We start from the raw sequence: 14,166 nt of genomic DNA, 5'->3' as shown, positions 1-14,166 counted from the left end.
CTTCTATTACCACACGGATGATAACGTTGACGCAGGAGAACCCGCCAGCATAACGAATGCAGCGGTAAAATGCATATGGCAAAATTGGCATTATGCAATCGACAGGTGTCTGAGCGTTGTGTATAATGAGTGTATTATTTTTGTAGAATGTTAGGGTTTTCATATGCCTGACAAGGACGGGGAACCAATGATATAACCTGTGAAATCTGGACATTTAGGAAAGAAAGTGGGTAATAAGGTGTATTCCATCAAACAAGTCGCTGCCATGCTCGGTATCCCGACGGTGACGCTCCGGGCTTGGGAGAATCGGTATAGTGCGGTCACCCCTGAGCGGACGGAATCGGGTTATCGAATGTATACCGAAGAGAATGTTTCGGATCTGCGCTGGCTGAAAGAACAGGTTGAGCTACATCAGACCAATATTTCGGAAGCGGTACGGATGTTGAAAGTAAACAAATTAAATCCGCCCGAGGCTGTGCCCACGCCGATCATGGCTCCGGTGCCTACGATGGAAGAAGCCTACGCACGCATGGCAGATCAGATCTATGACTCGCTCTACAACTTTCAGGGTGAACGTGCCAATGGTTTGATTGATTTTGGTTTCACCATGTACGGGTACGACTCGATGTTCTATCATGTGCTGGTGCCCATACTGGTTCGGGTTGGAGATGCATGGGAGCAAGGCAGGGCTTCGGTGGCTCAGGAACACTTCATGACACAGCTGATATCACAGCGGTTTTATCAGTTTTTCCATCTGTTCCCGATCTATCCGCATCTGCCCAAAGTTCTGGCGTTGTGTCCGGAAGGGGAGCACCATCAGGTTGGATTGCTGCTGTTCTCTCTTTTTATGCGTAAAAATGGAGCGGAAGTACTGTATCTCGGTGCGAACACGCCAGAAGAAGGCATCTTCCCGATTATTCGGGAGCAAAAGATCAAGTTGGTCTGCCTTTCGATCACAAGTCCAGGGCTTCTTGAACGGTGTGATCAGCTTATAGAGCGAATTAAAAACGAGTTTCCACATATTCGCTTTGTACTTGGTGGAAAGGGCTATGAGCGTGCAGAACATGCTCGTTACCCGGAATGGATTATGCCAGAGGATTCATCGGATTGGCAGTCATGGATAGAACGTGAGTATCTCGCAAATCGACCACCTGGTGCGAGGTTTGGACAGGTAAATAACTAAACATAATCTCAAATGATATGAATAGGTTAGTGTATACAGGACATCCTTTGACGAAAGTGATCAAGGGGTGTTTTTTTGTGTTTATAAATGGAGTATCCACGTATTTTGACCGACGGGTCATTTTTTGGTTTACAAGGTCGTATAATATTTGTATTATATTTGTATAATGTTTTTGCTGGTTACCGCTTAAAGTGTTCTTGGGCGGTTTAATAATAGGCTAGGGGCTAGAGAACTATAGGAATTCCCTACATAGAGAGGTGAGTGGCATGATACCGAATCAACAACGCAAACGTGCAGCTGTGATTGGCGCGGGTCCGGGTGGACTTGCAGCAGCGATGTTATTGTCCGGTCAGGGGTACGAAGTAGATGTGTATGAGAAACAGCCGGTCATCGGGGGGCGTTCTGCCAGATTGGAACTGGGCGAGTATCGATTCGACCGGGGGGCAACATTTTTGATGATGCCTCAGCTGATTGAAGAGATGTTCGACGTCGTGGGACGCAAGTTATCCGATTATGTGCATATGAAAGAACTAACCCCGCTGTACGCACTGAACTTTGGTGATACGGTGTTCACGCCTTCTCGTAATCGGGAAGATACAGCTGCACAGATTAAGGAATTGTTTCCGGGCAATGAAGACAATTACCTTCGGTTCATGCAAGAAGAGGAAGTGAAGTTTGGCAAAGTCATGCCTTTGCTGCGCCGTCCGTTTGGCAAGCTGACTGACTATCTACGCAAAGACGCGGTAACAGCTCTACCTAAGCTTGATGTCCACAACACCGTCTATGGGATCTTGTCCCGCTATTTTACAGATGAGCGTCTACGCTGGGCATTTACATTCCAATCCAAATATCTTGGTATGTCTGCCTGGGATTGTCCGGGCACCTTTACCATACTATCTTTCATTGAGCATCACTACGGATTGTTCCACCCCATTGGCGGCGTGAATCGGATCTTCCAAGCCATGGCTGATGTCGTGGAAGAATACGGAGGACGCATACATACTTCCACCCCGGTGAAACAGGTCATCGTTCGCAATGGTCGTGCAGAAGGTGTGTTGCTTGAGAACGGTGAACGCATCGACGCGGACCATGTGGTGGTGAACGCTGACTTTGCACATGCGGTGAACCATCTGTTCGAACCGGGCGTACTTAAGAAATATACCCCGGAGAAAATGAAACGCAAAAAGTACTCCTGCTCGACAGCGATGCTGTATCTGGGTGTGGATGGTGGAGTGGATCTGCCGCATCACTCGATCTATTTTCCCGAGGACTACCGGTTGAACGTTGATGAGATCACAAAGCACAAAATGTTGTCAGCCGATCCATCTCTATATATTCATAACCCTTCCAGACTCGATTCGACGCTGGCACCGGAAGGGAAATCCGCTTTATATGTTCTCATGCCTACGCCTAATCTTACCGCAGACATCGATTGGGAAGCAGAACGGGAGAATGTGCAAGAGGCCATGATGAAGCGCATGGAAGGTATTCCTGAGCTGGCAGATATTCGCAGCCGGATCGAAGAATGTATGCTGTTCACTCCACTCGACTGGGAGACTGAACTGGATGTGTACCGCGGAGCAACGTTTAACATGGCGCATAATCTGGGTCAGATGATGTACCTGCGTCCCCATAACCAGTTTGAAGAGTTGAAAAGTGTATGGCTGGTAGGCGGCGGAACACATCCGGGCAGCGGATTGCCCACGATCTTCGAATCGGCACGGATCAGTGTCAGACTGATTCAGGAAGAGGACGCGCGTACAAGCTCCAAACCATCCTCGTATGTGAAGACGGCAGAAGCCGGAGGGCATTCATGAAGCGGGCCGCTATTGTAGGGGCAGGGATTGGTGGACTTACTTCTGCACTGTTATTGAACCGTCAGGGCTGGGATGTCACTGTCTATGAACGGGGTTCTCGCGTTGGCGGACGCATTGGATATGAGCAGGAAGGGGAATACCGGATCGATCAAGGGCCGACGATTGTGCTATTGCCTGAGATGTTGCTTGGCATCATGGAGGAGGCAGGCGTAGATCGTTCGAAGATTGAACTGCTTCGCTGTGATCCGTTATACAGAGTGCATTACCATAGTGGTCGTGTCATGACCAAGATGACGTCACGTGAAGAGCAGACGGCGGAGATTGAACGTTTATTCCCGGGAGAGAGCCGGGGATTCACACGATTCATGAAAGATATGGACACGTTGTTTCCGGCAGGCCGGGCAGCGTTTCTGGAAAGGGCTTTTCCGCGTAAAAGGGATTTCTTCACCCCTTCGCTCATGTCCCTCATGGGCAGATTGCGTGCACACAAAAGTGTTCGGAAAGCGGTAGGCGATTATTTTGAGCATGAGGAATTGCTTGATGCATACTCTCTGCAAAGTCTATACATCGGTGGATCACCGTTTGGAACGCCAGGTATCTATTCCCTTTTGCCTTACGCAGAGCATGAATATGGTATCTGGATGGTGAAGGGCGGGTATGCAGCATTACCGGCCATTCTGGAACAGGAACTGATCTCACGTGGTGGACGTGTTGTGCTGAATGCGGAAGTTACCGGGCTCACGATTAAAAACGGTGTATGTGAAGGTATAGAAACGGTAGCAGGCGCAGAAAATGTGGATGCAGTTATCTACAATGGCGATTTCCCCCATCTTTCGGGTTTGCTTGGTCAAGCACCAGAGGTAGCGCGTAAAAGAAAGCCATATCGCCCCTCTTCCGGATGTGTATTGCTCTATGTGGGCGTGGATAAAACTTGGGAAGATGCAACGACGCACCAGTTCTTCCTGCCACCGAGTCTGGAAGGTAGTTTACAGGAAGTCTTCAATCAGCGACGCATTCCGGCAAAGTCCTCATTTTACGTATTTAATCCGGTCGCATTGGATGAGACAGCAGCGCCTTCAGGACAGAGTGTATTGTATTTCCTCATTCCCGTGCCCGATGCCGAAGGTGTCGACTGGGATCAGGAGAGCGAAGCATTGGCAGAACGTGTATTGGAAGAAGCGGAGCAACGTGGATTCCCGGGACTTCGTGCAGCGATCAGGTGGAAAAAGGTGCGTACACCCGCTGACGCAGAGCGAGACGGGCTCTATGGGGGCGGAAGCTTCGGTATTGCGCCAGTGTTGTTCCAGTCCGGTGTATACCGACCACAACCCAAACCATTCCCTAATATCAAGGGGTTATATGCCGCAGGAGCATCTGTACATCCTGGAGGGGGAGTGCCGATTGTGATGCAGAGTGCACGTATGGCCGTCAATCAACTCACGAAGGAGATGGGAACATGAATGAAGCGATTTTGAGCAGGTGTGAAGAGTTGATGCAAAAGGGTTCTTCCTCTTTTTATCAGGCCTTTAGAGGGCTGCCAAGTCCACGACGGGAAGCGGTATATGTCATTTATGCCTTCTGCCGCATGATTGATGACAGTGTAGACGAGCCGGAGCATTCGCCCTATACAATTCACGAAATCCATGATTTATTTGGTCAGTTGGACGACGCGGAAGGACATTTTATCTGGCCAGCACTGAGATGGTTGTTCAGCAGTTTTCCTCATCTGGATAAGGGGCCATTCTTCCGCCAGATGGAAGGGCAGCTCACGGATCTTAAAGTAACGCATTATACAACGATGAAGGAACTGGAGCATTATTGTTATCTGGTGGCCGGAACCGTAGGCGAGATGTTGTTGCCTGTATTGCGGGATGATAACGGCGCAGAAGTAGCCGTGAACGGGATTGCTTTGGGTAAAGGGATGCAGATCGTTAATATTATTCGGGATGTTGGTGAAGATCGGGCCAGAGTGCGCCGGTATGTTCCGCTGGAGATCATGGAGAAGCATGGTTACACCGAACAGGACTTTGAAGACGGAATCGTGGACGAACGCTTTATTGCCATTGTTCATGAATTAAAAGCGGCAGCATTGAACTGGTTCCGTATTGGCATGGATCGTCTGGATACGTACCCAACGGAAAGTGCGTTTTCCATCGAGCTGGCAGCAGCCTTTTACTCCACCATTCTACACGCGGTTGAACGCAACGACTATGACGTATATACCAAACGGGCATATGTTAGCGATGAATTGAAACTGGAGATGCTGGGTGCGATTGTGAAACGTTACCCGATGCTGGCCTATCAAGCCTCCCGAACGGCGGTATCCTAATGATCCAGTGGCTTTACTGGGCTTGGTATGTCATTGGAGCAACCTTGATGCTGACGATCGGCGTGCCGGATGTGTTGTCCTTTTCAAATGGATTATTTCTAATCTTCTACGCATTGTATGTGCTGGATCTGATCTACCAGGGGCGCAATCGGACAGGTCTGTCCGACCAGTCAGTCATCTGGTTGAAACCCGGGCTGTGGATCGCTTCCGTGATCATCTGGTTGGGTGGTATGGGCGTGGAGTGGGTAGGGGTGCATACGCATTGGCCCTTTGGTGAGTATGCTTACTCTGACTTTTTCGGGATTCATCTGTTCAGTGTGCCTGTTACGCTGGGTTTCGCCTGGATCGCAGTGGTGGGTAACTCGGCGCTGTTAAGTGGCGGGGGTTCAACCTGGACTGGAAAACTGCTTCGAGCCGTGAAGACCGGGTTCTGGGCGGTGGTTCTTGATCTGGTACTCGATCCTGTCGCGCATGCAAGAGGATTCTGGGAGTGGCAGGCTCCAGGTGGATTCTACGGGGTCCCGTGGACCAATTACATAAGCTGGTTTATCATGGGCGCATTCCTGTCCCTGTTCCTTCCGGCCATGCCTGGTGACCGTAGCTCATTGCTGCGTGCAAAATGGTTGTATCAGCTCTTTATTCTTCTATTCGGCCTACTCGCCCTGAAGGAAGGAATTACAGGCAGCTTTATCATCGCCATTGCAGGAGTGCTTCTTGCCGAAGGGAGCTGGCTGTATGATTCGCGCCGTAAAATCAAAACCGTTTAATCGGATTTTTGCCTTATATAATCATTATTATCTGCTGCGTCGGCGCTTCCGCTCCTTCACGCTCACGGGGTCACTGGACCCGCAGGTGGACATCAGGGACAACTCCCCGATTGATCCGACTCGTCCGGTGATCTATTTCATGAACCACAGCTCCTGGTGGGATGGTCTGCTGCTCTATCATGCGGCCAGGCAGACATCGCGGGGTGATCATTATGTGATGATGGAGGAGCAACAGCTCCAGCAATATGCTTTTTTTCGTAAATTGGGTGCGTATTCGATCAATAAGGAGAGTGCGTCCGGTATTCGGGCCTCTCTACAGTACACCAGTGAATTATTGGATTCGGGGAAAAGGGTCTGGATTTTTCCACAAGGAGAAATTCTCCATCAGGAGGCCAGACCGATTCGGTTCCGTCCAGGCATCGGATTGTTGCTTCGTCGCTCTCCGAATGCCATTGCCGTACCGGTAACCTTGTGCCATGGAATGGTTCAGCATGATCTACCGGAAATATCGATGCAGGCAGGCCCTCCGGTGATGGAAGACTGGAAGACGCTCAAGAGTGAAGAGATTGCCTCCAGACTCGGTCTTGTGCTGGAACAGCAGTTAGACGATCACAGATCAGAACTTATACGGATGGGACAGGGGAGCTTGCCAGATGCGCTGCCACTGATTCGTCATGTACGTTCGACAAGTGAAAAATACGATGCCACGCGAAAGCGGGTGAACCGTTAGGATGAATGCATCTGAAATCTTCTGGATTGTGCTTACAAGCATATTGGGAATACAGTTGCTGTTCGCTCTATGGAACGTCTCCTGTCTGCCCAAAGTACGTTCATTCCGGTCAGACAAGATACAACCCCCAGACCTGATGGTCTCGGTGCTGATTCCGGCCAGAAATGAAAGACTACATATCGAAGGATGTCTGGAAAGTGTGCTCGCGAGCGATACATCGGGATTCCGGATGGAAGTACTGGTGCTGGATGATCGCTCCGAAGATGAGACAGCGGCCATGGTACAAGCGATTGCGGATCACGATGCACGTGTGCGTCTACTGCATGGTGTCGATCTTCCCGAGGGCTGGATGGGGAAATCCCATGCGTGTCACAGGCTGGTTCAGGAGGCCAAGGGAGAATGGTATATGTTTGTGGATGCAGATGTGCGTCTAGAGCCAGGTGCCATTCGGCAGACACTTGCGGCAGGGTGTGAGCAGAGCGGTGGTCTGGTAACTGGTTTTCCTTATCAGGTAACAAAGACGTGGATGGAAAAGCTTGTCGTACCGATGATGGTCTTCACCATCATCAGTCATCTGCCCATTTTCATGATACGCAGATCATCCAGTCCGATGTTTGTGGCCGCTACGGGGGCTTTTTTGCTGATTCATCGCTCCAGTTACGAAGCATCCGGCGGTCATGCTGCCATTCAGGCACATCTGGTGGATGATATGAGTCTCGCCAAAGCAGTCAAGCGTGCAGGTCATCCGGTGATGCTGACCGATGTGCATGATGTAACGAATACCCGCATGTATCAGAACGGTGTTGAAGTATGGAACGGATACAAGAAAAACATGTACGAAGGTATGGGGCGCAAAGACGTACTGCTGCTTGGCACGATGTTAATGTATACGCTGATGTATATTGTGCCTCCCATGGGCTTGATTATAGGATTAATCTCAGGTAGTTCGACGCCCATTCTGTATGGAGTGTTAGGAACATTACTAGGTATGGCTGTGAAAAGAGTAGCGGATCATGCTGGCGGACAGCCCTGGTGGCTTGCCCTTCTGCAACCGGTCAGCATGGCCTGTGTCATTGCCATCGGACTTGCTTCCTGGCAGGCAGGTCGGTCCGGTAAGGGGTATGTATGGAAAGGTAGGCGGTATAATTGAAGGGTCACATGAGAGGTAACGTCACGATTATCGGTGCAGGATTCGGAGGTCTGTCATGTGCGATCCGATTGGCTTCAAAAGGTGTGCAGGTGACCATTCTGGAACGACAGGATCATGTAGGTGGCAAACTGCAACAGATTGAGCGGGACGGGTATCATTTTGACCGGGGACCGAGCACAATCACGATGCCATCCACTTTTCGTTCCGTCTTTGACCATGCGGGTGTAGCGATGGAAGAATACGTACAGCTATATGAGTTAGAGCCGCGCACGCGTAATATATTTGCAGATGGCACAGTGGTCGATTTGTCAGGCAATCGTGGGTGGATGAAGGAGCAGATCGCGGCGTACAGTCCGGAAGATGCGGGTCGCTATGATGCATTTATGGATGAGTCTGCCGCACTGTATGCGGAAGCCAATCGTCATTTTCTCGGTAAGTTGTTGCTGTCTCCTTCTGACAAATACAATCTTCAGATGCTGCGCAGCCTGCTTCGTGTGCGGCCAACGGTGAAGCTGGATAAGTTGCTGCGTTCGTATTTCCAGCATCCGCATACACTCGCTATGTTCGGGCGGTACGCGACCTATGTGGGATCATCGCCGTATCAGTCTCCTTCGATCTTTGCCATGATGGGTCATGTGGAAGCAGAGGTGGGCATCTACGGGGTCAAAGGCGGAACCTATCAACTGATTGAAGGCATGACTCGACTGGCACTGGAAAAAGGCGTACAGATCATTACGGGCATTGAGGTCCGGCAGATTGTTGTTCGGAATGGCAAAGTGGCAGGCGTGGATACGGATCAAGGCTTCCGGGAAGCCGATCAGGTGGTTGCCAATGGAGATGTGCTTAGCGTGAATCGACTACTGCTCGCACCGGAACATCGGAAAGAGATGAGTGATGCCCGCATACGGAAGTATGAACCATCCATTTCGGGATTTGTGACGTTAGCAGGTGTGCGAAAGCAATACGATGCACTGCTGCACCATACCGTCTTTTTCCCGGAGAGGTATGAACCGGAGTTCGACCATATTTTCCGTGACCGTAAAATGCCAGAAGATCCTACGATCTATATCTGTTATTCCGGTTATTCCGAAGCAGGCATGGCCCCGGCGGGAGCCAGCAATCTGTTCATTCTCGTCAATGCCCCCTACTTGTCTGATTCGTGGAATTGGGAGGAACAAACGGAACGTTATGGAGCGTTTGTGCTGGAACAGTTGGCGGCGAGGGGAATTACCGGGTTAAATGAATCCGATGTGTTGATCCGGTACACACCGCGAGATATCGAACGGGATACTTTGGCGCATCAAGGGTCGATCTACGGCATCTCCTCCAACTCCGTGAAGCAGACTTTCATGCGGCCGGGCAACCGAAGCAAAGATGTACAAGGACTCTGGTACGTCGGCGGTACAACACATCCAGGCGGCGGAACCCCGATTGTGACATTGTCCGGGCAGCTTGTCGGTGAACGACTGGCATCGGAAATCTTGAGATAGGTTCGATATGCAGGATGATGGAGTGAGCTGTGTTCTGATGAACCAAGTGCATGTACGTCGTTCGTGCTAACCAACAGCTTTGAAGGTGCGACAGATGATCCGTGCTTTTGAGTAGGCATAAGATAGTGGTGCTCCGAGATTTAACTGAGACATTGGTGTCGGGGCATCCTTTCAATAGGCGGTTTGGAACGTTATACTGGATAGAGTTGAGCTGTATATACATAGAAGCTAGGAACAGGCAGGTTATCCTGTCGATCCGCACGATTCTCACATAGGAGGTCTCATCATGAATGAACAAGAGCGAGCCGGCGAACGGCTGCTTCCCGAAGTGGCTACGGGAGAACGGAAGCTAGAGCACGTGCGCCTCTGTCTTGAGGAGAATGTGGCAGGAGAAGGGGTAACCAGCGGTATGGAGCGGTATGCTTTTCGTCATCACCCACTGCCGGAGCTGGATTTTGAAGAGGTGCATCTGGAGACTTCGTTTATTGGCCAAAAAGTACGCACACCCTTGCTCATCAGTTCGATGACGGGTGGAAGCAAAACAACGGGCGCTATCAATGAGCGCCTCGCCCGAGTAGCGAACGCCAGAGGCTGGGCGCTCGGCGTAGGATCGATCCGGGCTGCCGTGGAACAGCCGGAACTGGCGAGTACCTTCGATGTGCGGCGCTGGGCACCGGACATCCCGGTCATTGCCAACCTGGGCGCGGTGCAGCTGAACTATGGTTTCACCACGGCTGATTTCCAGCGTGCCGTAGATATTGCGGGTGCGGACATGCTCGTGCTTCATCTGAACACGTTGCAGGAAGTTTTCCAGCCGGAAGGTAATACTAACTTCAGCGGATTATTTCAGCGGATTGAGAACTTGTGTCGTGAGTTAGACGTGCCTGTTGGCGTAAAAGAAGTAGGATTTGGCATCGATGGTGTGACGGCCCAACGCTTATATGAAGCTGGTGTTGCATTCATTGATGTGGCCGGTGCAGGTGGTACAAGCTGGGTACAGGTAGAGAAGTACCGCAACAATAACCCGGTACGCCGGGCAGCAGCTGAAGCTTTTGCCGACTGGGGCATTCCGACAGCGGAGTGTATTCAGGAAGTACGAGGGCTGAATCCAGCGGGGGCCCTGATTGGCAGCGGTGGACTGTACACTGGCGTGGATGCAGCCAAAGCCCTCGCTCTCGGTGCGGATCTGGCTGGTTTTGGCCGATCTCTGCTTGAATCTGCGGTCGCTTCGGATGATGCGCTAAATGAGCGGTTGGAACAGGTGGAGTTCGAGTTGCGTACCGTCATGTTCGGCATTGGCTCAGGGCGGATTGAGGATTTGAAGCAGACGTCACGTCTGGTGGAACGGCGGTAGGCCGGGGTTGAAATGATGGTGATATAAGCTTCATTAGGAGTTATTTAATTATATATTTTGAGTCTACTCATATTGCTTGCTAGATAATCTGGAACATAAATAGTGTAGAGGATACTTCTTAAGAAGTATCCTCTACACTATTTATAATATTAAAATTGTTGGGCCCTTATAATCATATCCATTTTATGATCTGTTGAACTATAGATATAAACTTTGACGTTTGTTGTGCCTATAACACCTATTCTTGTTGTTTTTTGAGTCCCTTTCTTGATTGGGATGTCAATGGGGGAAAGATTGCCCACGGTAATTTTGGCATAAATAGTATCCGTACTATTGTTTTGAATCCAAACATCTGCATCTTCTCCATTGTCAGGAACCAATGTGAATGATTTTTCGTACGCATTGTAACTGCTGTAATTGAATGGTCTGATAAGCTGTACATCCATTGGATTGATAATCGAATCCTCAGTGTTCTCCATAGTGATTGGAGAAGTAGTAAGGGCATCTTGCACTCTATCCTCTACATCAACAGCACTAGCTGGATGTGCAGAAAGTAATATGGACAAAGCTACGCTTGCACCTAAAATTATGTTGAATAACAATGTGATTTCCTCCTTATTCATTGTTATGTAATAATGTTTCAATTACTTACATAATCGTTTTGTCGAATTATTACATACATTCATCTTTCACGGTGACATTCTCATTGGTTACAGTAACGTAGGAATTGCCGGACAAGTATTCCGTATAACCGCAGACCGTTTTATTATAGGTTTTTCCGCGGCTGTCCGTAAACGCCAAGGATACGGCCCCCTCCCCAGAGAGTTTCAGCTGTGGGGCGAATTTCATCTTTGCTCCGCTGGAAATATCCTTATCGACTACGTAGGTGGAGCCATTCTCATTGTTGTTTAACGAGTTGTCGCCTTGGACCAGGCTAGCTTGAATATTGGTGAGGTCATAGTCGGACTGATTATGGATTGTGATCCTTAAGTGACGAAAGGGATCGATTGCATTCAGAAAGCTCATAAAAGCGACGATGGCGATTCCGAGTATGATAACAGACAAGATAATAATTTTCTTTTTGGAGAATCGGCGACGTGTGTTCAGTATGATCCACTCCTTTCCTTCATGAGGTATAAACAATGGGTAGAGATCAAAAGTTATAAATTAAATGGATAAATATGAAAACTGAAGTTCGAATCCTCAGAATAACTTCATGCGCTTAATGGGAGAAAAGGATACAATAAGATACTAGTAGTGCAAAAAGGACTGCACAGAGATCATACATAATTAAGATCACTTGAAATAAGGAGGGGAAAAAGTTGAAACTTTCTCCAATGAATCAGGAAGATTATGCGAGTTTTCGCATTCGATCGATTAAAGACTTTGCACAGGAAAAAGTAGAAGCGGGCACCTGGGCTGAGGAAGAGGCGCAGCAACTGGCCGAGGAATCTTATGAACGTTATCTGCCAGAAGGCTTGAACACACCCGGAGCGTATCTCTACAATCTGATGCATCCTGTAGACGGAAATGTGGGGTATATCTGGTTTAACATCACGGATAATCGTCGTGGCAAAGATGCATTTTTGCTAGACATTGTGGTTGAAGAAGCACACCGCGGTAAAGGGTATGGAACAGAGACGATGGAGGCGCTTGAACAGACGGCCTTGAGTCTTGGCGTGGATCGCATTGGCCTGCATGTGTTTGGACATAATGTGCGGGCGAGCAGCCTGTATCGCAAGATGGGATATGAGGTAACGGATCTGACGATGTATAAGGAAATCAAAGGGTAAACCAATAGTGGATGGGACTCTGGTCGAATTGGCGAAGTTCCTTGATGCCTTGAGGTTTGTCATATATAATGTATAGGATTATCCATACCGAACAAGTAATCAATGAGGAGTTGTCATATACATGGCTTTGAAAGCTGGAATCGTAGGTCTGCCTAACGTTGGTAAATCTACATTGTTTAACGCAATTACACAAGCAGGTGCCGAATCGGCAAACTATCCGTTCTGTACAATTGACCCTAACGTGGGGATCGTTGAAGTACCCGATGAGCGTTTGGACAAACTGACAGAACTCGTTGTACCTAAGAAAACAGTACCAACGGCGTTTGAGTTTGTAGATATCGCGGGTCTTGTTCGTGGTGCGAGCAAAGGTGAAGGTCTGGGTAACAAGTTCCTTGCCCACATTCGTGAAGTAGATGCAATTGTACACGTGGTACGTTGCTTTGTTGATGAGAACATCACACACGTCGATGGCAAAATTGACCCGGTGAGCGACATCCAGACGATCAATCTGGAGCTGATCCTGGCCGATATCGAGAGTGTTGAGAAGAAAATCGATCGCTCCAAGAAAAACATGAAGGGCGGCAACAAGACTGCCTCTCAAGAAGTAGAAGTATTGGAGAGAGTGAAGGCTGTTCTGTACGATGACAAGCCGGCACGCAGCATGGAACTTACGGATGATGAGCTTCTGATCGTGCGCGATCTGCACTTGCTTACCCTGAAGCCTGTTCTGTACGCAGCCAATGTAGCTGAGGATGAAATCGGCGACGTGGCGAACAATGCTTACGTGCAAAAAGTAAGAGAATTCGCAGCTGCTGAGAACGCAGAAGTGGTGCCAATCAGTGCGAAGGTTGAAGAAGAGATCTCTGAGCTGGAAGGCGAAGATAAACAAATGTTCCTGGAAGAACTCGGTATCGAGGATTCCGGTCTCAACCTGTTGATCAAAGCAGCTTACAAATTGCTCGGTCTGTACACATACTTTACAGCAGGTGTACAGGAAGTTCGTGCTTGGACAATCCGCAAAGGTACCAAAGCACCTGGCGCAGCAGGTGTCATTCACACCGACTTCGAGCGTGGATTCATCCGTGCAGAGGTGGTTTCCTACGACGATCTGGTTGCAGCGGGTTCCATGAACGGTGCCAAAGAGCGCGGTCAACTTCGTCTTGAAGGTAAAGAGTACGTTGTAAATGACGGCGACGTTATGCACTTCCGTTTCAACGTATAATTCCTAAACCGTTCACTATGGTTTAAAAAATGGTTATAGCAGCCCTGTTATCTTCTTTGGAAGATAACAGGGCTTTTTATGTTTTTGATCGCTATATATTGTGTACAAGCACTGGATTGATCGCGCGTAGTGGATATAATAAAAGGAAAAGACACAATCCGAAATATGTAAATAGAATTATTTTTGTATTGCGCGCCGAACAGTTACTATTCAGAACCATAAGAATATGCTATAATTAAGAGTCGTATACCACGTTAAATTCGCGCTGTAACAGATGAGTTGAAGCGAGTTTCATACAGGGTACACGATTTCTTGATATCAACTTTAAAAG

At 49.0% G+C, this 14,166-nt stretch carries 13 protein-coding genes; 11 read left to right on the top strand and 2 right to left on the bottom strand.

Annotated features, from left to right (window positions below; translation table 11 throughout):
• The first annotated feature begins 238 nt into the window (after positions 1-238).
• The 9 genes from F0220_RS27555 to fni all read left to right on the top strand — a co-directional run bounded on the left by F0220_RS27555 (position 239) and on the right by fni (position 10,820).
• A complete protein-coding gene (locus F0220_RS27555; protein ID WP_105600151.1) occupies positions 239-1,183 on the top strand; it encodes a MerR family transcriptional regulator in 945 nt (314 codons plus the stop codon).
• Between the two features lie 266 nt (positions 1,184-1,449).
• Positions 1,450-3,000 carry a phytoene desaturase family protein gene (locus F0220_RS27550; RefSeq protein WP_091012914.1) on the top strand — a complete coding sequence of 517 codons (1,551 nt, stop codon included), beginning with the start codon at positions 1,450-1,452 and terminating at the stop codon, positions 2,998-3,000.
• On the top strand, positions 2,997-4,460 hold the full coding sequence (locus F0220_RS27545) for a phytoene desaturase family protein (RefSeq protein ID WP_105600149.1): 1,464 nt from the start codon (positions 2,997-2,999) through the stop codon (positions 4,458-4,460). The genes F0220_RS27550 and F0220_RS27545 overlap by 4 nt, the downstream gene beginning before the upstream one ends.
• Positions 4,457-5,329: a phytoene/squalene synthase family protein gene (locus F0220_RS27540; protein ID WP_105600147.1), complete on the top strand. Its 873-nt coding sequence runs from the start codon at positions 4,457-4,459 to the stop codon at positions 5,327-5,329. Before F0220_RS27545 ends, F0220_RS27540 begins: the two co-directional genes overlap by 4 nt.
• Positions 5,329-6,096 carry a carotenoid biosynthesis protein gene (locus F0220_RS27535; protein ID WP_091012919.1) on the top strand — a complete coding sequence of 256 codons (768 nt, stop codon included), beginning with the start codon at positions 5,329-5,331 and terminating at the stop codon, positions 6,094-6,096. Before F0220_RS27540 ends, F0220_RS27535 begins: the two co-directional genes overlap by 1 nt.
• Positions 6,065-6,826: a lysophospholipid acyltransferase family protein gene (locus tag F0220_RS27530; protein ID WP_105600146.1), complete on the top strand. Its 762-nt coding sequence runs from the start codon at positions 6,065-6,067 to the stop codon at positions 6,824-6,826. Before F0220_RS27535 ends, F0220_RS27530 begins: the two co-directional genes overlap by 32 nt.
• A 1-nt stretch (position 6,827) precedes the next feature.
• Positions 6,828-7,976, top strand: coding sequence for a glycosyltransferase family 2 protein (locus tag F0220_RS27525; RefSeq protein ID WP_105600144.1), 1,149 nt, complete (start codon positions 6,828-6,830; stop codon positions 7,974-7,976).
• 8 nt (positions 7,977-7,984) lie between these two features.
• Entirely contained in the window at positions 7,985-9,466 is a 1,482-nt protein-coding gene (locus F0220_RS27520; RefSeq protein ID WP_105600649.1) for a phytoene desaturase family protein, read from the top strand.
• A gap of 286 nt (positions 9,467-9,752) precedes the next feature.
• Positions 9,753-10,820, top strand: a complete 1,068-nt coding sequence (gene fni, locus F0220_RS27515; protein WP_105600143.1) for a type 2 isopentenyl-diphosphate Delta-isomerase — start codon at positions 9,753-9,755, stop codon at positions 10,818-10,820.
• 149 nt (positions 10,821-10,969) lie between these two features.
• On the opposite strand, the gene F0220_RS27510 is transcribed toward fni, so the two are convergent.
• Together F0220_RS27510 and F0220_RS27505 are read right to left on the bottom strand one after the other, a co-directional pair.
• Positions 10,970-11,422 carry a hypothetical protein gene (locus F0220_RS27510; protein WP_091012930.1) on the bottom strand — a complete coding sequence of 151 codons (453 nt, stop codon included), beginning with the start codon at positions 11,420-11,422 and terminating at the stop codon, positions 10,970-10,972.
• Between the two features lie 70 nt (positions 11,423-11,492).
• Positions 11,493-11,885 carry a hypothetical protein gene (locus tag F0220_RS27505; RefSeq protein WP_091012932.1) on the bottom strand — a complete coding sequence of 131 codons (393 nt, stop codon included), beginning with the start codon at positions 11,883-11,885 and terminating at the stop codon, positions 11,493-11,495.
• A 257-nt stretch (positions 11,886-12,142) separates the two neighbouring features.
• Between F0220_RS27505 and F0220_RS27500 the strand changes: the two genes are divergently transcribed.
• Positions 12,143-12,613, top strand: coding sequence for a GNAT family N-acetyltransferase (locus tag F0220_RS27500; protein WP_256974928.1), 471 nt, complete (start codon positions 12,143-12,145; stop codon positions 12,611-12,613).
• 121 nt (positions 12,614-12,734) lie between these two features.
• Positions 12,735-13,835 (top strand): redox-regulated ATPase YchF, encoded by a 1,101-nt coding sequence (ychF, locus tag F0220_RS27495; protein ID WP_017691917.1) that lies wholly within the window; start codon positions 12,735-12,737, stop codon positions 13,833-13,835.
• Positions 13,836-14,166: the final 331 nt, after the last annotated feature.

Source organism: Paenibacillus sp. 37, from assembly GCF_008386395.1.
In the GTDB taxonomy this organism is placed as follows: domain Bacteria; phylum Bacillota; class Bacilli; order Paenibacillales; family Paenibacillaceae; genus Paenibacillus; species Paenibacillus amylolyticus_B.
This window is presented reverse-complemented; position numbering and strand designations above follow the sequence as displayed.